The sequence below is a fragment of the Paenibacillus sp. GYB003 genome, from assembly GCF_036577625.1.
GTDB lineage: Bacteria > Bacillota > Bacilli > Paenibacillales > NBRC-103111 > Paenibacillus_AB.
The window spans coordinates 140,356-160,832 of the sequence record NZ_JARBDC010000007.1 but is presented as its reverse complement, the minus strand read 5'-3'; the positions used below and the strand labels follow the sequence as shown (position 1 = coordinate 160,832).

The 20,477-nt window shown below is 59.6% G+C and carries 13 protein-coding genes; 5 read left to right on the top strand and 8 right to left on the bottom strand.

Features of this window, described 5'->3' with window-relative positions; all coding sequences use genetic code 11:
- On the top strand, positions 1-1,776 hold a 1,776-nt coding region (locus PV407_RS05355; protein ID WP_332088857.1), incomplete at its 5' end, for an ABC transporter ATP-binding protein.
- 103 nt (positions 1,777-1,879) lie between these two features.
- Here the strand turns inward: PV407_RS05355 and PV407_RS05350 are convergent.
- The 8 genes from PV407_RS05350 to PV407_RS05315 all read right to left on the bottom strand — a co-directional run bounded on the left by PV407_RS05350 (position 1,880) and on the right by PV407_RS05315 (position 12,403).
- Complete coding sequence (locus tag PV407_RS05350; protein WP_332088856.1) at positions 1,880-2,443, bottom strand: spore coat protein; 564 nt, start codon at positions 2,441-2,443, stop codon at positions 1,880-1,882.
- 401 nt (positions 2,444-2,844) lie between these two features.
- Positions 2,845-3,690: a carbohydrate ABC transporter permease gene (locus PV407_RS05345; protein WP_332088855.1), complete on the bottom strand. Its 846-nt coding sequence runs from the start codon at positions 3,688-3,690 to the stop codon at positions 2,845-2,847.
- Positions 3,687-4,592, bottom strand: coding sequence for a carbohydrate ABC transporter permease (locus PV407_RS05340; protein ID WP_332088854.1), 906 nt, complete (start codon positions 4,590-4,592; stop codon positions 3,687-3,689). Before PV407_RS05340 ends, PV407_RS05345 begins: the two co-directional genes overlap by 4 nt.
- Before the next feature lie 269 nt (positions 4,593-4,861).
- A complete protein-coding gene (locus PV407_RS05335) occupies positions 4,862-6,187 on the bottom strand; it encodes an ABC transporter substrate-binding protein (protein ID WP_332088853.1) in 1,326 nt (441 codons plus the stop codon).
- A 146-nt stretch (positions 6,188-6,333) separates the two neighbouring features.
- Positions 6,334-7,881 (bottom strand): response regulator transcription factor, encoded by a 1,548-nt coding sequence (locus tag PV407_RS05330; protein WP_332088852.1) that lies wholly within the window; start codon positions 7,879-7,881, stop codon positions 6,334-6,336.
- Positions 7,874-9,643, bottom strand: a complete 1,770-nt coding sequence (locus PV407_RS05325) for a cache domain-containing sensor histidine kinase (protein ID WP_332088851.1) — start codon at positions 9,641-9,643, stop codon at positions 7,874-7,876. The genes PV407_RS05330 and PV407_RS05325 overlap by 8 nt, the downstream gene beginning before the upstream one ends.
- A gap of 335 nt (positions 9,644-9,978) precedes the next feature.
- A complete protein-coding gene (gene coaA / locus PV407_RS05320) occupies positions 9,979-10,899 on the bottom strand; it encodes a type I pantothenate kinase (RefSeq protein ID WP_332088850.1) in 921 nt (306 codons plus the stop codon).
- 145 nt (positions 10,900-11,044) lie between these two features.
- On the bottom strand, positions 11,045-12,403 hold the full coding sequence (locus tag PV407_RS05315) for a cytochrome P450 (RefSeq protein ID WP_332088849.1): 1,359 nt from the start codon (positions 12,401-12,403) through the stop codon (positions 11,045-11,047).
- Positions 12,404-12,612: 209 nt separating this feature from the next.
- On the opposite strand from PV407_RS05315, the gene PV407_RS05310 reads away from it, so the two are divergent.
- From PV407_RS05310 to PV407_RS05295, 4 genes are all read left to right on the top strand, one after another.
- Positions 12,613-14,670: an AraC family transcriptional regulator gene (locus PV407_RS05310; RefSeq protein WP_332088848.1), complete on the top strand. Its 2,058-nt coding sequence runs from the start codon at positions 12,613-12,615 to the stop codon at positions 14,668-14,670.
- Positions 14,671-14,893: 223 nt separating this feature from the next.
- Entirely contained in the window at positions 14,894-16,210 is a 1,317-nt protein-coding gene (locus PV407_RS05305) for an extracellular solute-binding protein (RefSeq protein ID WP_332088847.1), read from the top strand.
- A gap of 29 nt (positions 16,211-16,239) precedes the next feature.
- Entirely contained in the window at positions 16,240-17,784 is a 1,545-nt protein-coding gene (locus tag PV407_RS05300) for an extracellular solute-binding protein (protein ID WP_332088846.1), read from the top strand.
- 83 nt (positions 17,785-17,867) lie between these two features.
- Positions 17,868-20,336, top strand: a complete 2,469-nt coding sequence (locus tag PV407_RS05295) for a discoidin domain-containing protein (RefSeq protein ID WP_332088845.1) — start codon at positions 17,868-17,870, stop codon at positions 20,334-20,336.
- The last annotated feature ends 141 nt before the right edge of the window (positions 20,337-20,477 follow it).

Here is a 20,477-nt window from a genome sequence, read left to right as displayed (position 1 = left end):
GGAGCCGACGCCGGCGCCGCGCCCGCCGGCGCCCCGCGCCCCGTTTCGCTGCGCCGCATATTCGCCCTGTTCCGGCCGCACCGGCGGCTCGCCGCGGCCATCGTCGCGCTGGCGCTCGCCGGCTCGCTGCTGTCGCTCGTGCCGCCTCTGCTGTTCAAATCGATGATCGATGCGGCCATTCCGGCCAAAGACGCCAAGCTGCTGCTCATGCTGGGAGCGGGCGCCGCGGCGGTTACCGTTTTGTCCGGACTGCTCGACGTAGGGCAGCACCATCTGGAAAACGTCGCCGGACAGCGCATAATGCGCGATTTGCGTCTAACCGCGTATGCGAACTTGCTGCGGCAATCGATGTCGTTTTTTACCCGGTCCCGATCGGGGGAACTGCAGCAGCGGCTGACGGGCGATATCCAAATGATTCAATCGGTCGTCGCGAGAAGCGTCGTAACCGCGATCACCCAATCGACGATATGGCTGACGTCGATTATCGTACTGCTGGCGCTCGACTGGAAGCTGGCGCTTCTCGCCCTGCTCCTGCTGCCGCTCTGCATCGTTCCGTCGCGCAAAGCGGCCAAAATCCGCAAGCGCCTGTCGGCGGAAAGCCAAGCCGTCAAAACCGACCTCTCCGCGCATATCGCGGAAACGACCGGCATTTCCGGAGCGCTGCTGACGCGCCTGTACGGCCGGGAACGGCTTCAGGCGGACAAATACGCCGAGCTGAACGACCGAACGATGCGGCTCGACATCAAAATGAACGTGATCGGCCGATGGGTGATGATGCTGAACGGCGCGATGCCGTCCGTGGGCACGATTTTCATTTACGTGTACGGAGGCTTCGGCGCGATGCAGGGCACGATGACCGTCGGCGCGATCGTAGCGTTTACCGTTTATTTGAACCGGCTGTTCGGTCCGACGCAGCAGCTGCTCAACCTCCATATGGACATGGTCGCCTCCTTGGCCGTATTCGAGCGCATATTCGAATACCAGGATATGCGGCCGGACGCGACGATGGCAGGCGGGGGCGAACCGCTGCCTCCCGTCCGAGGGCGTATCGTCTTCAACGGCGTCTCCTACCGGGCGAGCCCCGAAAGCGAGCTGCTGCGCGGCGTATCGTTCGAAGTTCGCCCCGGCGAGCTGGCGGCGATCGTCGGACCCAGCGGCGCCGGAAAATCGACGCTGCTCGGCATGCTGGCCCGGCTGCACGATCCGTCCGCCGGCACGATCGAGATCGACGGCCGCGACATTCGCGACGTGTCGGCCGACAGCCTGCGCGCGCAGCTCGCCTTCGTCACGCAGCAAACGCATCTGTTTCACGCGTCCGTCCGGGACAATTTGACGTTCGCAAAGCCGGACGCCTCCGCGGAACAAATGGAGGACGCCTGCCGCAAAGCGAGCATACTCGACTATATCCGCTCGCTGCCGGACGGCTTCGACACCGTCGTCGGCGAAAGAGGATACCGGCTGTCGGGGGGCGAGCAGCAGCGGCTGTCGATCGCGCGGGCTTTGTTGAAGCAGCCGCGCATTCTCATCCTCGACGAAGCGACCTCGCACCTCGACTCGCGGTCCGAAGCCGCCGTGCAGGCGGCGCTCGAGCAGGTCGGGCGGCACTGCACGACGCTGGTCGTCGCCCATCGCCTGTCAACCGTAGCCAGCGCCGACAAAATCGTCGTCCTGGACGAAGGCACCGTCGCCGAAATCGGCACGCACGACGAGCTGCTGCGGCGCAACGGGCTGTACGCGAGCCTGTACCGGGCGCAAAGCCGTTCGCTTAACGGTTGATACACTCCGTCGGTCGCTCCCGCGTTTGTTCGGCGTACGAAAAAAGACCCGCAAGATGCGGGTCCGCGAAGCCATGCAACAGTCGAATGTGCCGGCCCCCGTCTCAGTGCACGGCGGCCGGCTGCTGAACCGTTTGATACATGCCGCCGAGCGTATTGAGCGTCGTTTGCGCGGCCGGCTCGAGCGGATAGTACCCTTTCTTCACCATCCACTGCCATACCTCGTAGGCGTGGCGGGAGCTCATCCGGAACGCGTCCTCCAAAAACGTACGCAGTCCCGGATTGCTCATTTCCATGGCGGCCCAGGCGTATTCCCTTCCCGACCGTTTCAGCGTCAGCAAGTACGCGGTCGCGATTTCGCGGTCGTTAAACAGCTGAACGGATGTGCGGGGAGCGACCGGCGAAACGGCCGTCGGACCCTGGACGTAGGACTGCAGCGTTTGCGCCAGGTCGGGCACCGGCAGCTTCGCGGCCGTCCCTTCCGGCTTGCTCAAATATTCCGCCTTCATGTTGTAGTCCTGAATATGGAGCGGAAAATGCTTTTGCAAAATCGCCTTCAATTCGGCATCCTGAACCGCGTTCATGAAGCAGGCCATATTCGTAATGGAATTGACGCAGCTCATCGCCAATTCGTGCAAATCCTGCGCCTCGTGCGCCGCTAATTGCATCGCGTTTTTTCCTCCTGTCGGATATGGAAATGCAAACCGAGTATAGGGTTTGCCGTACGGTTCGTTTTATGCATCGGTTTTTGCTTCGGAACATGCCTCGGACAGCGACTCCGCTTTTTTTGCCGAGTCGCGGCCGCTCACGCCTCTCGGTCAGCCTTCCGTTTGGATCTAACGAATCCTACGATGCTTAATAGCGGAAAAACGGCCCTTTTTCCAAGCTAACGAATCCAGGCATCGCTATTGCCCCGAAAATGGACGAAAACGATCCGATTTGCCGGAAATAACGTTACTGAGGTTCGTAACCTCAAACCGCCGCATTCGGGCACCGATAACGATTGCCGGGTTCGTTAAACCTTCCAAACCAAAAACCCCGCAAAACGATGCGGGGCTCCGCTACTGCCTTACCCTTTCAGCCCGCTCGTGCTGATCCCTTCCACGATATATTTTTGGAAGACGAAAAAGACGATGACGACCGGCACGAGCGACAGCGTCGACATTGCGAACATGCCGCCCCAGTTGTTGAGCGATTCTCCGTCGAGGAACAGCTTGAGCGCCAGCGATACCGGGTACAGCTCCGGCTTGTTCAAATAAAGCAGCGGGTTGATGAAATCGTCCCAGCGCCAATAGAAGGAGAAGATCGCCGAGGTGACGATCGCCGGCACGATGAGCGGCAGGATGACCCGGAAAAAGATCGTATATTTGCTGCAGCCGTCGATTTTCGCCGCTTCGTCCAGCTCCCGCGGAACGGTTCGGATGAACTGCATCGTCAAGAAGATGAAAAACGGCGTCGCGAAAAAGTTCGGCACGATGATCGGCTTGAACGAGGACAGCCAGCCGAGCTTGGCGAACATGACGTATTGCGGAATCATCGTCACGTCGTGCGGCAGCATCATCGTCATCATGACGCAGCCGAACCAGAAGCCTTTGCCGAAAAACTCCGTTCGGGCGAAGCCGTAGGCGACGAGCGCGGACGTGGCGACGGCGCCGATCGTGGACAGGACGACGAGGAACAGCGAATTGCCGAAGAAGGTGGCGAACGTCGTCCCCGCGAACCCTTTCCACCCGCTTATATAGTTGGCCCATTCGATCCGGCTCGGAATGAGGCTGTACGCGGTCGAAAAAATGTCGTCGTTCGGCTTGAGCGAGCTGACGGCGAGCCACAGGATCGGATAAACCATAAACAGGGCGAAAACGGTGACGATGACGTGGTAAGCGACCCGCCGCGGACGAATCGATCGGATGCTCATATCCCTTTCTCCCCCTTCGACTCATAATGCACCCAGTAGGTTGACGTTTTGAACAGAACGAACGTAATGACGCCGATCAGGATCAGCATCACCCAAGCCATCGCGGACGCATAGCCCATCTCGAAAAAAACGAACGCCCTGCGGTACAAATAAAGCGAATACAGCAGCGTATTGTCCAGCGGCCCGCCCTCGCCCCGGGAAATGATGTACGCCGGAGTAAACGTCATGAACGCCGATATCGTCTGCATGATCAAGTTGAACAAAATGATCGGGCTCAGCAGCGGCAGCGTAATGCGGAAAAACCGGTAAACCGCCCCCGCTCCGTCGACGCTCGCCGCCTCGTAGTACGAGTGCGGAATGTTTTTCAGCCCGGCGAGAAAAATGAGCATCGACGAGCCGAACTGCCATACCGACAGCAGGATGAGCGTCCACAGCGCCGTGGGCGGATGACCGATCCACGACGTTTCGGTATGGATGCCGATCAGCGACAGCGCCGAGTTGAGCAGCCCTTTGTCGCCGAACAGCTGCGTCCACATGATCGAAACGGCGACGCTCCCGCCGATCAGCGACGGCAAATAGAAGGCCGACCGGTACAGGCCGATCCCCGCCGCGGCCTTGTTCAGCAGCATGGCGACCAGCAGCGCGAAGCCGAGGCGCAGCGGCACGCTCGCGAACACGTACGTAAACGTCACCTGAAACGATTTTCCGATTTTGTCGTCGTCCCCAAGCAGCTTCGCGTAGTTGTCGAAGCCGATCCATTGCGGCGGCTCGAGCAGATTGTACGACGTGAACGAATAGTAGAGCGACGAGACGATCGGGTACAGCGTAAAGACGAGAAAGCCGATAATAAACGGCGCGGTAAACACGTATCCGACCACGTTGTCGCGATCCAGCAGCTTCATTGCCCTCGACCTCCATCCGGGTAGCTTGCCGTGCGCGCAATGCGCGAAATTCGGCCATTCCGGTTCCATGCTTTCATTATGCCGGACGAGGCGGCGCGCCAGAATGCAAAAAACCGTCTACTTTGTTCAAAAAGCAGAGGGTTTGCAGGGAGGAGAACGCACGGAATCCGCTGCAAAAAAAGCGGCCTTCCGAAGGCCCGGCCCCGCTGCCGGAAAACGGCAAACCGGGCCTGCGCGGCGGCGGGCCCGGTCGACGGATGCGGGTGCGGTTACGGCTTGTTTTTGCCCAGGATCGCGTTCGCTTCTTTGCGGAACTTGGCGGCGGCGTCCTCCACGGAAATCTTTTTGTACAAAATCTGCTCGCTGAGGTCCTTCAGCAGCTTTTCGACCTCGACCGCGCCGGCCGGATTCGGCGGATCGATCGGACTGCTGTTCGTTTCGGCCCAGGCGACATAGTCGAACACCTTCGTCTCCTCCGGCGACAGAAACGGCTTCAGCCCTTCCTTCACTTTGGACGAAATCGGCACGCCGCGCTCGCCCTTGATCAGCTTGTTCGCTTCCAGGTCGTTCACGAAGAAATTGATGAATTTGACCGCTTCCTCTTTCTGCTTCGAGCTTTTCGTCACGGAGAAGCCCATGCTCGGCTTCAGGAACAGCCCTTTGTCGGCGTTCGGTCCCGGCACGGGGATGAGCTCCGTCGGCCGTTTGGCCGCCGCCGTCCACGCCACGTATTGGTTGGACCAGGCGAACGAACCGAACGAGTTGCCGAGCACCATTTCGTCGTCCTCGGGCGTCGATTTTTTTTGCGCCAGCTTGTCGAGACTGAGCATATAGCCGGCGTCGTACCATTTCTGGTACCGTTTGAAATAATCGACAAACGGTTTGTCGTCGGCATAGCCGAGCGACGTTCCGTCGGCGCTGTACATCTTTTGCCCCACGGTCCGCAAATAGTACGGGAAGAAGACGTCATAGCGCAAGTAGTCCATCATCAGCTTGCCGTTTGCTTTCAGCTTCGCTCCGAGCGCCTCCATGTCGTCCCACGTCCAGGTTTTCGCCGGCATCGCCGCCCCGGCCTTCTTGAGCATCTCGGGGTCCACGGTAGCTCCGAGCGCATTGACGCCGAGCGGGATCATGTACAGCTTGCCGCCGAGCTCGCCGCTTGCAAGCGTGTTCGCGCCGACCGAGCTTGCGTCGAACGTGCCTTTTTGCGTATACGGCTTCAAATCTTCGAGCTGCCCCCGGCCGCCGTATTGGCTCAAGTAGGTGATGTCCATCTGGATGATATCCGGAAGCTGGTTCGCCGCCGCTTGCGGGGCGAGCTTCTTCCAATAGTCGTCGAACGAAGCGTATTCGGTTTCGATTTTGACGTTCGGATATTTTTGCTGGTACATGTCGATCACTTTCAGCGTGTAGTCGTGACGGGCCTGCCCGCCCCACCAGGCGATGCGCAGCTTGACCGGCTGCCCGGCCGTCGCCGCGTCCTTGTTCGGCTCGCCGGAGGCGTCCGGAGCGCCCGCGTTTCCGCCGCCGGTCGAGCATGCCGCCGACGCGAACAATACCGTCAACGACATGGCGAATAAAAGTGCCTTTTTCATGTAACAACCTCCCCTAACTTGGAAATCGCTCGCGGTTTGTTGTCGCTTACATTTCCTATTATCCATGGTCCGTACCGGGGACGGTTACGCAAAAAACCGTACTGTTTTGTTCAAAAAACAGAGTTTCGTTTCGCTGCGCTCCCTGCCTACGACTTGCGATACTCCGACGGCGCGCAGCCGACGTGCTTCTTGAACACTTGACTGAAATATTGCGGATTGTCGCCGAAGCCGAGCCGCTCCGCCAGCTCGAACACTTTGACGTTATCGCTTGCCTCGAGCAGCTCGACCGCCTTCTTGATCCGGCATCGAACGACATAGCTGGAAAATTTCTCGCCCGATTCCTTTTTGAACAATTTGCCCAAATAGTCGGCGTTCATGTACAGCAGCCGGCTGGCGACCCAGCTCAGCGAAAGCTCGGGATTGCCGAGATGCTCCTCGACGACCGTCTTCATTTTGCCGACGATCGCCGAATGCTTGCTCCGGTTTTGCTCGTAATGGCGGAGCGCGATTCGGCCCGCCGTCTCCTTCAGAAACTGCTGGAACGCCGGCAGCGTGTTCATGTCCGTCAGCGCGACGATGCTTTTCATATAATCGCCGAGGGCTTCCTCCGGGGCGAGCCGGATGACAGCCATAAACAACTGAATGACGTACGACTTCACCCGCTGCATATCGGTCCGAAGTCCGGCGATTTGCCGGAAATAGTCGTCGATTTCCCGGTACGCCTCGTCCACGTGTCCCGTTTTGATCGGCAGCAGAAGACGGTCCTCGTTGTAATCGAAGTCGCCGGCCGAAACGTGCTCCTGCCGGGCGACGTCCCGTTTCGTGATCAAGCCGCCTTCGCCCAAATAAAAGCGGTGATTCAAGCATTCCAGCGTCTGGTTGTACAGCGTCCTCGCCTGCGTAATGTCGGCCGCTTCGCTGAGCGCGATCGTCAGGTCGATCTTGTAATATTTGACGAACGTTCCGCGGATGTCGCCGACTTTCTCGTGCAGCTCGCTTTCGGTCATCGCGTCTTCGACCGCGATCAGCACGTGATCCCCTACCGTGGCGCTCAGCAGCGCGTGCGGCAGCAGATCGGCGGCGATATTTTTCACGGCGAACAAATGCTCGAATTCGAACGGCCCTTCCAATTGAAAAGCGAGCAGCCGAACCTGCAGCCGATCGAAGCCGAAGCCGAACAAATTCCGGTAATACTGCCAGTCGCGGCCGCCGTACGTTTTGTTCGTGACGAATTCCTTCAAAAATTGCTCTTTGACATGGGGCAGCACTTTCTCCAGCTGATCCCGGATGCCGCTCACGAACCGCTCCCGCCGCTCGCTTTGGCGAAGCTCTCCGACCACCTCGCGCAGCGCCTCCGCAATTTGCCCCTCGTTGCACGGCTTGAGCAAATAATGCTTTACGCCGTACTGCATCGCCGTCTGCGCGTACTCGAATTCGCCGAAGCCGGACAGCACGATCATTTTGATGGCGGGATGCGTCTCGTGCAGGCGGGCGGCCAGCTGCAGGCCGTCCATGCCGGGCATTCGGATGTCGCTGACGACGATATCCGGCGGATCCCGAACGATCCGCTCGTAAGCCTCGACGCCGTTGCGGGCTTTGCCCGCCAGCACGGTTCCCGCCGCCGCCCAATCGACGATGCCGGCCATGCCGTCCAGGATGATGCGTTCGTCGTCCACCAGCAGCACTTTATACATGCTCTCCCTCCGTTCGATACGGCAAACAGACGTAAACTTTGGTGCCGGCCCCCGGTTCGCTGTCGACGCGAACGCCGTATTCGTCGCCGAACAAAATCGCGAGCCGTTCGCCGATATTTTGCAGCCCGATTCCGCTGCCGCGCGAGCTCGCCTCTCCCCGGCGTACCTGCTCCAGCCGCTCCGCATCCATGCCCGGGCCGTTGTCCTCCACCACGAGCGTGAGCCGGTCCGGTTCGTCGATCGCGTAAACGCGGATGCGGCAAGGCTCGATCATCGGTTCCAGCGCGTAATGGATCGCGTTCTCGAGCAGCGGCTGCAGCGTCATCTTCGGAATGCAATAATGCCGCAGCCCGTCCGGAATGTCGAGCCGAAAGTCCAGCCGTTCCTCGAACCGGAACGATTGGATCGTCATATAGCTGCGCACGATGTCGAGCTCTTCCCCGATCGAGATCAGCGCCTCCTTCGCCCGGATCGAGCTTCGCAGCAGGAAGCCGAGCGATTCGACCATGCTCGATATTTTCGGCTGGCCGTTCGCCTTGGCGAGCCAATTGATCGACTCGAGCGTGTTGTACAAAAAATGCGGGTTGATTTGCGCCTGCAGCGCCCGGTACTGGGTTTCGCGGATCAACAGCATTTTGGAGTAGTTTTCCGTGATCAGGTCGTTGATTTGCCGGATCATGAGATGGAACGTCCGCTGCAGATGGCCGACCTCGTCGCTCGGAAGCCGCGCCGTCTCCGCCTCGTCCCACTCCTTTTGCGAGAAGTCGCCGAGCTGCACCTTTTTCATTTTGCGGATCAGCCGTTCCATCGGCTTCGTGATGCTTCTCGCAAAGCCGATGGCCAGCGCCATGACCGCCAGCAGGCTGAGGACGAAGCCGGCGAGCAAAACCTGCTTCATCAGCACGATTTTGTTGAAGATGCGCTCGAACGGAACGAGGCCGTAATACGTCCAATCCGTTCCGCCGGACTGAAAGCGGGTAATGAAAAAGCGCTCCCCGCCGAGCTCCCGCACGTTGTGATCTTGTCCCCCCGGCTCCGACTCGAGCAGCGGACGCTCCCGCCATCCGTCCAGCGGATACACGGGGCGGCCGCCCGCGGTGACGAGCAGTTCGCCGCTCCGCAGCTCCGTCTCCGCCAAGACGTCCTCGATCAGGCGGTCGATCCGAATCCGGACGACGAGCGTCCCGAGCCGCGTCAGCTCCAGATTGCGGTACGAGCGAATCTCCCTCGCGGCGATCAGCGCGCGTTCGTCCCCTTCCGGATATATCCACCGGTTGCCGCCCGCCCCTCGGGCCGATTCGTCCGCGATTTCCCGCATTCTCGAAGCGGAGGCGGGCGCCGTCTGTCCGATCACGTATTCGTTGCCGACCGTATCGACCAGCTGGATCGAATAGACATATTTCTCGTACCCGACGTAGCGGAGCAGCTTGTCGTTCAGGCTGACCCGCTTCAGCAGCTTCTCGTAGTCGGACGCGTCGCCGGCTTGGGCGAGCAGCGCCTCCTGGATTTCGCCGTCCGTGGCGATATTGAACGACAGCCGCTCCAGCTTGCCGAGCTCGTCCTCGATGCCGCGCGCCGACAGCCGGAGCACCTGCGACGATTTCTCGTACAGCTGCTCGTCGTAGATCGAATAGGCGTACTGCAGCGAGAAGTACGTAATGAGAAAACAAACCGTCATAACGAGCGATATAAGCGCAAACACTTTATGCTTGATCCGCAAGTTGCGGTAAGCTTGCCTGAACGTCAGCCGCGGACGGCGCATCGTGTCATCCCCTCCGCACCAGTGTGAAACCGTATACAAATCGACGGATAGCTTCATAGTAACGGAGCGCGGACAATCGTTTCAATGACAAAAAATGGGTGCGCCCCCCGTTAGCGGAACGCAAAGCGGCCGCCGCCCGAAGGAGGGCGAATGTACGGGACGTATTCCCGTTTGTTGAGTATGCCCGGCGGGGCGCGGCACGGTACGCAGGCGCGCAAGCGAACGGGCGCATTCGTTTGCGCGATTTAACGGAGCTAACCGTTTACGGCGATAAAAAACAAGCGCCGGGAGACCCGGCGCCCAACTGCGGCATGCCATATCGATTGTCACTGCCCCTACTTGCGGAGCAGCACCTTGCGGATTTCGTGGTTGGACCCTTTCTGCAGCAGCAGCCGGGCGCGGCCTTTGGACGGCAAAATGTTTTCGCGCAAATTGACGGCGTTGATTTCGTTCCATATTTCCGTCGCCGTCTGCACGGACTGCTCCTCGGTCAGCGTCGCGTACCGGTGAAAATACGACTGCGGGTCGCGAAACGCCGAGTCCCGCAGCATCCGGAACCGCTCGATGTACCATCGCTTAATGTCCCGCTCGTCGGCGTCGAGATAAATGGAAAAATCGAAAAAGTCGCTGACGAACACCCGAGCCTCCTTGTTCACCTGCAGCACGTTAATGCCTTCCACGATCAAAATGTCCGGGTTGCGCACGATTTGCTGCCGGCCGGGCACGACGTCGTACACCAAGTGGGAATAGACCGGCGCCGCCACCTCGGGCTTTCCGGCCTTGACCTCGGTCAAAAACTGCAGCAGCCGCTTGATGTCGTAGCTTTCCGGAAAGCCTTTCTTCTTCATCAGTCCCCGCTCCTGCAGCACCCGGTTCGGATGAAGAAATCCGTCGGTCGTCACGAGATCGACGTTGCGATGGTTCGTCCAGCGGGAGAGCAGCAGCTGGAGCAGCCGCGCCGCCGTGCTTTTGCCGACCGCCACGCTGCCCGCTATGCCGATAATGAACGGCGTCTTCGCCTCGCGGCTGCCGGTGAAGGCGACGGACGAGCGGTGCAGCTGCTGCGAAGCGGCCACGTACAAATTGATCAGCCGCGTAATCGGATGATAGATTTGGTCCGCTTCTTGAAACGGAATTTGATCGTTTAACCCCTTTAAACGTTCGAACTCTTCCTTCGTCAGCGGAAGAGGCGTATGGTCGCGCAGCGCCGCCCATTCCTCGCGGCCGAATTCCATATACAGGGAATGCCGATTCATCTCGAGTCTCCACCGTTCTAGTTGTAACTGAGAGTCAGTATGCACGAGGGCGGGCCGTACGTCAAGCAAAACATTGCGAGCGGCGGGAAAGCTCGCCGTCCATACAAGAAGCCCCCGATTCCGGTATCGGGGGCGTCTGCATGCGCTATTTCGGTTGGCGGGCCGTCGCGACCATCGTAAGCCCCGGCTTCGGCCGGAGCGTCACGAGCGGCTCCAGCTCGATCGGGGGATGCCGGTCCGCCAGCCGGAGCTTGTAGCGCCGGCCGATCGTGGCGAGGATCAACGCCGCCTCCATCAAGGCGAAATTGTTGCCGATGCAGACGCGCGGTCCGCCGCCGAACGGAAAGTAGGCGAACTGCGGGATCGTCTTCAGAAAATCGTTCTCGAACCGCTCCGGGCGGAATCGCTCGGGATCGTCGTAATAGTTCGGATTGCGGTGCATCACGTACTGGCTCATCATGATCGTATCGCCCGGACGGAACCGGTGTCCGCCGATTTCGACCTCGTCCGCGACTTCGCGGTTAATCGCCCAGACGGCCGGATAGACGCGCATCGACTCCCAGAGGAGCAGCTGCAAATAGTTCAGCTTCTCCAGATCGTCCACGGTCGGGGCGCGACCTCCCAGCACCGCGTCGAGCTCGTCGTGGAATTTGCGTTCCGCCTCGGGGTTTTGCGTCAGCAAATACCACGTCCACGAGAGCGTATTGGCCGTCGTCTCGTGGCCGGCGATGAAAATCGTCATCACCTCGTCGCGCACCTGCTCGTCGGTCATCGCGCTTCCGTCCTCGTCCCTGGCGGCGAGCAGCATCGACAGCAAGTCCCGGCGCGCTTCTCCCCCTTCGCCGGCATGCTTGCGGCGCCGCTCGATGATCGAGTAAATGACGCCGTCGAGCAGCTTCGACGCTTCCTGGAACTCGCGGTTGCTCTTCGTCGGGAAGCCGGCGGGCAGATCGATGATCGAGGACGCTTTCCGGCTGACGTACTTCATCCCGACGTCGATCGCCCGGCCGATCTCCTCCACGCCGCCGTCCAGCTGCGTGCCGAACATCGTCTCCGTAATGATGTCGAGCGTCAGCTTCATCATATCGTCGGTGACGACGCGCGTCTCGCCGTCGCGCCACCGTTCGATCAGCCGTTCGGCATGCCGGACCATCGAGTCGCCGTACAGCGAAATCCGGTCTTTGCGGAACGACGGCTGCATGAGCCGGCGCTGGCGGAGATGCTTGTCGCCCTCGCTCGTCAAAATGCCTTCGCCGACGACCGCCTTCGCCGTCTGAAGCCCTTTCGCCTTGCGGAAATGGTGCTGCTTCGTCAGGAGCACCTCCTTGATCCAGTCCGGATTCGTCAGCAAATACAGATGACGGCTCGGACCGAACCGCAGATGAACGAGCTCCCCGTATTCGCGGAACGACTGCTCCAGGAAGCGGAGCGGATTTTTGCGGAATGCCAGCAAATTGCCGGTGATCGGCAGACCTTTCGGACCTGCCGGAGTGTTTGTGCTCATGTGGAGAAACCTCCCTGTATGTACGAATGGGCGATGCCCTATAGGCTTCGGCAGCAGCCTCCCGCTTTTTGGGGGCGACGGTTTAGTATCCGATCGAAAGCCCCTTTTTATTCCAACAAAAGGAGTGCGCGAAGCGAGAGGGTCTGATAAGCTGATAAGTGTAGGCCGAATCAGAGTGCCCGTTCATAGAGAAGGCAGGGGGGAACGCCTTGAAACAAGACGTCAAATCGTATTTGTTCAAAGTAGCCGTCGTGCTGATTGTCGTATCCGGCATTCCCGTTTTACTTGCAACCGTTTACAACATGAATCTGCTCATGAAGCAAACCGTCTCGCTGATCGACGCGAAAAACGAAAACGAATTGACCCGCACCGGCAATCTGATCGAGCGGACGTTCCGGCAAATCATGGACTTCGCGAATTCGGTCGTCGCCGACTCCCGCTTCGGCAGCGCGCGTACGCCGACCGAGCAATGGAAGACGTTTAACGAGCTGAACAAATTGGTTTCCGCCAATCCTTACATTGCCGAATATGCGCTGTATAACGGAAGCGACCGTTCCTTGATCGTTTCCGGCTACGGCATCCAGCGCCGACCGGAGGAGAGCTCCATGCCGTGGATCGCCGCCGACATGCCGCAGTTGCTTCCCTACGAGGTCGTATTGAAGGAGGGCGTTTCCCGGACGGGCGTCCCGTACGCCTCCATCGTCCAGAAGCTCCCCGCGGCGGACGGAGCGCAAAACCTTTTCATTTTCAATGTCGATCTCGATAAAATATACGGCTCGTTCCTAAGCGAGCTGAATATCGACGCAGATATTTACAATTATTATTTGACCGACGCGGCCGGCAAAATCGTATACCACCGCGACGCCCGGCGGATCGGTCTGCCATCCGCGGGTCCGGAAGCGGGACCGGAAGCGGGGCCGGATCGCCCCCGCATCGCCACGAACCGCCACAAGCTGTCCGCCTTCAACTGGTATCTGATCGGCGAAGTGAATACGGAGCGGTTGTACGGGGACGTCGCCCGGCTCAAGACGAAGGTGGTCGCCGTCCTGTTCGTCGTGCTCGGCTTCGTCGTCCTGCTGATCGTCGCCGGATTGCGGGAGCTGTACAAACCGTTTAAGCGGGTGGTGTCCAAGGCGGCGGAAAGCGAAGAGCTGCTGCGCAGAACGATGCTGCACCGCATGATCACCGGGCCTTCCGTCATCCGGGAGGAATGGGGTCCGCACCTCGGGGACATGCCGCCGTTCCACGTCGTCGCGTTTCTCTCGTCCAAGATGCCGGATCGAGACTCGTTTTCCGGACGGGAGATGGACCTGCTGCGCGACAAGCTGGGGAAGGCGTTCCGGGTCGAATGGTTCCCGGAGGCCGGCGGCGACCGCCTCGCCTTGTTTCAACTGGATACGGACGATATGAACCGGTTTCTGACCGAGCTTGTGCCCTGCCTGGAGGAGGACCCTACCGGAAGCATCGCGATCGGCGTCGGGGGCATCCATGCATGGGCCGATGTCCATCTGTCCTATATCGAAGCGATGTACGCCTATCATATCGGGCGCATGTATACGGCCGACAGCAACTTGTACTGTTACAGCAAGCTCCCGATGGATTACGGCAGCGCCATGAAGGCTCCGGCCATCGAGGAACTCGAACTGACGGTCCGCCAGCAAAACGAACGAGGCTATACGGACGCTCTGAACGCCTTGTTCTCCGACCAGCTGACCGTCGTCGAATACAACTTGAACTTTTACCTTGTCGTCTCGATGCTGCTGCGGCTGTTCGGCCAGCACAGTCTCCCTCTCCTTAACGAGCTGAACGGGCTCATTACGGACAAAGGCATCATGAACGTTACCGCCGTCAAGCAGTTTCTGCTCACCAAGTTTTACGAATACCGGGAATACGCCGACGACCCGAAAAACTACGCCCGGCAAATCGCCGAATATATCGCGGACCATTACGCCGAAAACTTCTCGCTGGACGATATGGCCGGCCATCTCGGCATCACGAAGCAGCATTTGATCGGCGTGTGCAAAAAAAGCTACAACCGGACCCCGATCGACTATTTGAACGAATACCGCATCGAAACCGCGAAGCGCCTGCTGGCGGATGCGGATACGAAAATTTCCGAGATCGGACTGAAAACCGGCTTCAACAGCAACAGCTACTTCACAAAGGTGTTCAAGCAGCATACCGGAATTACGCCGTCCGAATACCGGGAGCTGCTCACAGGCCGAAGCCGCGGAGCGCCCGGCGGGACGGAACCCGCCGAAGCCTGAACGGCGTCGGCAGGCATCGTTATCCCGCGCCGCTTCCGGCTTTATCACAATATTCAACTCGTTGAACAACGCCGCCTCAGCCTTCCTTTCAAGCCGTTTAATATATTGTGATTGAACCTCCCGCCCCCCTGGTGTAGGTTGAACTTATTCCGCACCCGGGTTGGAAAATCGATGATAATGGGAGGTTACCGGCATTAAACGTACATGGACCGTCGCCGCCGCCGTGTTGACCGCGGCCGGCCTGCTCGCCGGCTGCGGCGGCAAAGCGGACGTCCCCGACTCCGCTTCCGGCGAGGCGCAGACGAAAAAGTCGCAAACGGAGAAGTCGCAGACGCCCGCCTTCGACCCGAACGAACCGGCCGAGGTCGTCTTTTACACCCAGAACGGCATGCCGCCGGCCGAATTCGATAAACGGTACGGCGACAGCCTGCGCAAGAAGTTTCCGCACTATACGATCAAGTACATCCAGAATACCGGCAAAGGGATGGACGTGGCGGGGGTGCTCGCCGCCGGAACGCGCTACGATATTTATTTCGCCAATGTCGGCTATTTCGAAAACGAGACGATCTCGCACGACGTGCAGTTCGACATGTCCGGGCTGGTCAAAACGCATAACGTCGACCTGAACCGTTTCGAGCCGTCGACGGTAAGCGGCGTGAAAGCTTCCAAGTACGGCATTTACGCCCTGCCCGTCTTTACCGACACGATGGCGATTCAGTACAACCGGGATCTGTTCGATCGGTTCGGCGTTCCGTATCCGAAAGACGGAATGACCTGGGAGCAGCTGTTCGACCTGTCGCGCCGGCTGACGAGAACGGAGGCGGGAAAGCCCTACGTCGGTTACGTCCCGTTTACCCATTACATGCTGTATATGAATCCGCTTTCCATACCGCTGATCGACGAAAAAACGGGCGAGCCGACGATCAACCGGGACGAGAGATGGAAAACGTTTTACGAAACCTTGCTCATCGCTCCGTCCGAGGTGCCCGGCGTTCGCGATTATTTGAAAAATCACGATGTGCTGGACGGTTTTTACAAAGATCAGCAGGTCGTGATGCTCGGGGCCATCACCTCGTTCGTGGCCAACAGCCGCGACGATCAATTGAGCAAGTTCGACTGGGATTGGGTCGCGAACCCGAGCCTTCCGAATCTGCCGAAAATCGGAGGACAGCCGTATACCCAATATTTCGGCATAACGAAGATGGCGAGAAACAAAGATGCCGCCATGGAAGTGCTGAAGCATCTCGTCTCGGACGAATTTCAGGCGGCCGCGGCCGGGAAAGGCTTCATGCCGGTGCTGGGCAGCTTGGATGTGCGGAAGGCGTTCGGGCAGGAGACGAAGTATAAGGATAAAAACTGGAACGCCTATTTCTACAACAAGATGGCGGAAGTGCCGTACAAGAGCATCCACGAAATTCCGATCGCGAATTTGTATGTCGCGAGCATGAATCGGGCGATGCGAGGCGAGATCGACCAGAACACGGCTTTGCGCCTTTCGGAAGAAGCCGCGGCCAAGCAGCTGCAGGAATGGGGAAAGTAAGATTTTTGAAAAAGGGGGCAACGCCTCATATGCGTCTGAATCGTCTACGGCCGATCGGGCTGGCGCTATGGATCGCCGTCACGCTATCGTCCGCCGGCTGCGAGTTCGCGGCGGCGCCCGAAAACGCGCCGGCGCCAAACAAGGCTCCGCCGCGCGGGGCGGTTCCGATCGTCGGTCTCAACTGCAATCCGTCGTTCGACCGCAGAACGCCCGAGGAGAAGCGCGTCCACGATTCGATCCAAGCGGACACCGGCGTCGACGTCCGGATCGTCTTTGCGGAGACGAGCCAGTGCAAGACGAGACGGAACTTGATGCTTTCTTCGGGCGAGCAGCTGAACTTTGCCGAGATGCCGATTATCGATGCGATTCAGGCGTATAACGAAGGCATGATTTTGCCCCTCAACGATTTGCTTGACCGGTACGGCTCGAATTTGAAAAAAAATGTAGCCCCCGCCGCCTTCGAACGCGCGACGTATAACGGCCGCATTCTCGGCATTCCGATCGAAAACGGAGTGATGGCCCTGAACGCGCTGCAAATCCGGGAGGATTGGCTCCGGAACTTGAACCTGCCCATGCCGAGGACGATCGGGCAATTCGAGGAAACGATGAAGGCGTTCAAGGAGCGCGATCCGGACGGCAACGGGAAGGACGATACCGTCCCGCTCTCGACCGGCTCGGGGGGAACGCTCGGCATGCTGGAAGCCGTTTTGGGCTCCAGCTTCATGCCGAACGGCTTTACGTGGTGGAAGGACGGGGACGGCCGGCTCATGCCGCCGGAGCTTCATCCCTCCTATAAAGGCATGATGGCCAAATTGATCGAATGGAACCGGGAAGGATACATTTGGCCCGATATGCTGCTGTCGACCGCGGCCAAGCAGCAGGAGCTGATCGCGCGGAACAAAGCCGGCGCCGTGGCCGCCACTTTCTCCGGTACGATCTTGAACGCGGGGGAAGCGCTGCGGAAAACGGTTCCGGATTACAGCTACGTGCCGTTCATTCCGGAAGGACCGGGCATCAACAAACTGCCGAACGCTCCGATCGCCTCGTCGGTGTGGGTCCTGTACAGCAAAAGCTCCGATCCCGCCGCCGTTATGAAGTTTTTCGACTACCAGGCCACGTACGAAGGCAACATGTTGACCTGGTTCGGCATCGAGGGAGAGACGTACCGGCGCGCCGAAGGCGGTCTGGTCGAATTTATCGCCGAAGATCGAACCGACTTGTCGAAAGCGAAATATTACGCCAAGTACAAAACCGTCTTTATCAACTGGCCGGGCAAGCCGCTATGGCCTGTGAACGCCTGGGTCATGGAGGCGTACAACTTGAAGCGGGATCAGGTGAACCGTTTGCCCCGCTTCGACTATGCCGATTCCAAGGTCGTGTATGACATCAGCGCCTGGAAGTCGGCTCCCAAGCTGAACGACCTGAATGCGTTTTTGAGCGAGCAAAAAGTAAAGCTGTTTAACGGCGAGCTCCCCTTGGACAACTGGGACGGCGTCATGCAGCAGTGGCTGAACATGGGCGGGCGCGACATGATCGACGACCGGAACCGGCAATATGCCGCCGTCATGCGGTAACGACGCGCCCGCCGTGCCTCCGGCCGTCCCGTTCGGTCTCGGGCTGACCGCGAAAACTATTTCCCAAAGGTGATGACCCAATCATGAATGCAACTCCCGCTTACGCCCAGCTTCAGGCGACGATCGGATATACGGACGCGGACCGGAGTCCGGGTTCCACGCCCGTCGGCACATGGGGCCATCCGTTCGCCCTGACGGCCGACCACGACGGCCGCAGCATCGGCCTTCATTTCGGAACGGAGACGGTCGTCGATAAGATCGAGCTGTGGTGCGCCGGCTTGACCGTCATCGGCCAACAAAGCGCGTATCGCTTGTACGCAAGCGGCGACAACGCGACGTACGCGCCGATCGAATCGTTCGTCTTCCGCTCCCGGGTTATCGAAGGGCGTACGGTCAGCATTTTCGAGCTGCCCGGAATACGCGCCCCGTATATCAAAATCCATATTCCGCCCGAGGAAAGCCGCGGCTTGTTCCCGATCCGCCTGCTTCAGTTCGACGTCAGGGCTTACCGGCTCGATTTTTCCGTCGGCCCCGAGCTAAAGGCGCTCGTCGGCTTCCTTCGGTCGGATACCGAGCCGGAATCCGGCTCGCTGGCCGATTGGGGCGGCACGGCCACCTTCCCCGTCGATGTGAACCGCAACAGCGTCGGCATCGACTTCGGCCGGCCGACCAACGTCGGCCGCATCGATCTGACGGGGCGCCACTCCGGCGCGAAGGGGGACGGCAGCGGGCGGCAATACAAGCTGTACGCCAGCATGGACAATGCATTGTACGAGGAAATACCCGATGCGGAATTTCAGCACCGGATCGACAATTTCAGACTCGTACATTCATTCGTCTTAACCGGAGTGACGGCCCGGTATTTGAAAGTGAACACGTTGTACGCGGACGACGAATCGTTTTTCGAACTATACGACAACCCGCAATTCCGGGTGAAGGCGTACGGTCCCGCCCACTCCCCCCTTGTCGGCTCTGCATCTCGGACGGATGGGCGTCCTTTCGCGATCGGCTCGCAAACGGAATTGTTCGTCTCCCGCGATTTGGTGGAGACCGTCTCCGGCATCGCCTTCCGGCAAATTCCGGGCGAAAAGCACGGCGACCGCCCCCTTCTCTCTCCGGACCGGGACTGGGAAGGTTACCGGCAAGTGCTGTGGGGCGACGTGCTGTACGACGAGCAGGAGCGGTTGTTCAAAATGTGGTATTACACCGACACGGGGGGCGACAAAACGTATTTTGCGAACCGCTGGCAGCTTCTGTACGCAACCAGCCCGGACGGCATCCATTGGGACAAACCGCCAACCCGGACCGCGACGCGCTGCGGGAAGCCGACCAACGCCGTATCCATTGCGGATGGCGCGGAGATGGCCAGCGTGACGAAAGACCTGTCCGCTCCCGCCGCGGAACGGTACAAGATGGTCACGTTTACTTGGCAGAAAGGGTATCATACGATGGTTTCGCCGGACGGGATCGAGTGGACGTTTTTCGGATCGATCGGAGAGGGCCACGACGTCTCGACGGCCGTCTGGGACCGGTATCGCGGCCAATACGTCGTGCTGCACAAATACAGCATTACGGATCAAGGCTATTACCATCCGGTCCGCCGGTTTTTGTACACGACGACGAGCCGCGATTTCAAAACGTGGACGCCGTCGTTCCGCAGCTTGAATGCGGACGCGTCCGATCAATTGATCGACCGGATCGCCGAAAAGCTGGAGGAGCTCGCCCCCCTCTCGGAAATTCCGATCAACCGTTCGCTGATGCGCACCGATTTTTACGGAGCCGGCTTGTATCCGCACGAAAGCGGGATGATCGCGTTTCCGTGGGTCTTTTACGTGAACGACGAAGAGGCGTACCATTACACGATCGACGACGGCATCGACGATGTTCAGCTCGCTTTTTCCCGCGATACCGTGAACTGGACGCGGGAAATCCGCGAGCCGATCATACGGCGCGGACGAATCCGCACCGCCGGGCCGGACGCCGCCGCGCAGGATAACGCGGCCGTCAGCGACTGGGACAGCGGCTGGATCTATACCGCCTCGAAGGCGATCGACGTAAGGGACGAAGTATGGCTGTATTACAACGGCTCGAACTATACGCACGATCAGAAGGCGCATTATTACGAAACGTACCCGGAAGGGCATCCGCAAGCGGGCCGGTCGTCGGGACGGTTCGACCCCCGTACGGGAGGCGGCGCTTTCAAGGGCGAGATCGGTCTGGTCAAGTGGAAGCGCGACCGGTTCGTCGCGGCGGAGGCGGGAGACGGCGAAGGAACGCTTACGACGAAGCCCGTCTCCTTCAGCGGCGGGCAATTGGTCGTCAATGCGTCGGTAGCCGATGGAGGCTATTTGCTGGCCGAGCTGCTGGAGCCGGACGGCACCGTTATTCCCGGCTTCGGAGCCGGCGATTGCTTGCCCGTGCGCGGAGACAGTCTCGGGCACCGGATCGAATGGACCGGGCGGAAGAGCGCCGCCGCATGGGCGGGCCGGGCGGTGAAGCTCCGCTTTATTATGAAACGGGCCGAGCTGTTCGCGTATAAGTTCAGCGACTGACGGACGATTGTCCGGGGCGGGCATCGTTTTTCAGGGGCGGCTCGAGAACGGCCGTCCCCGCTTCGGCGTTCGGCGTATTCGGCATTCGCGAGAAGTGCGACGGATGATTGGTCAATAGGGAGGAATTCGACATGCATGACG

Coding starts and splice junctions, on each gene's coding strand:
- PV407_RS05350 (WP_332088856.1), bottom strand. CDS start 2,443: ATGCAATTAGCGGCGCACGAGGCGCAGGATTTGCACGAATTGGCGATG.
- PV407_RS05345 (WP_332088855.1), bottom strand. CDS start 3,690: ATGAGCATCCGATCGATTCGTCCGCGGCGGGTCGCTTACCACGTCATC.
- PV407_RS05340 (WP_332088854.1), bottom strand. CDS start 4,592: ATGAAGCTGCTGGATCGCGACAACGTGGTCGGATACGTGTTTACCGCG.
- PV407_RS05335 (WP_332088853.1), bottom strand. CDS start 6,187: ATGAAAAAGGCACTTTTATTCGCCATGTCGTTGACGGTATTGTTCGCG.
- PV407_RS05330 (WP_332088852.1), bottom strand. CDS start 7,881: ATGTATAAAGTGCTGCTGGTGGACGACGAACGCATCATCCTGGACGGC.
- PV407_RS05325 (WP_332088851.1), bottom strand. CDS start 9,643: ATGCGCCGTCCGCGGCTGACGTTCAGGCAAGCTTACCGCAACTTGCGG.
- coaA (WP_332088850.1), bottom strand. CDS start 10,899: ATGAATCGGCATTCCCTGTATATGGAATTCGGCCGCGAGGAATGGGCG.
- PV407_RS05315 (WP_332088849.1), bottom strand. CDS start 12,403: ATGAGCACAAACACTCCGGCAGGTCCGAAAGGTCTGCCGATCACCGGC.
- PV407_RS05300 (WP_332088846.1), top strand. CDS start 16,240: ATGCGTCTGAATCGTCTACGGCCGATCGGGCTGGCGCTATGGATCGCC.
- PV407_RS05295 (WP_332088845.1), top strand. CDS start 17,868: ATGAATGCAACTCCCGCTTACGCCCAGCTTCAGGCGACGATCGGATAT.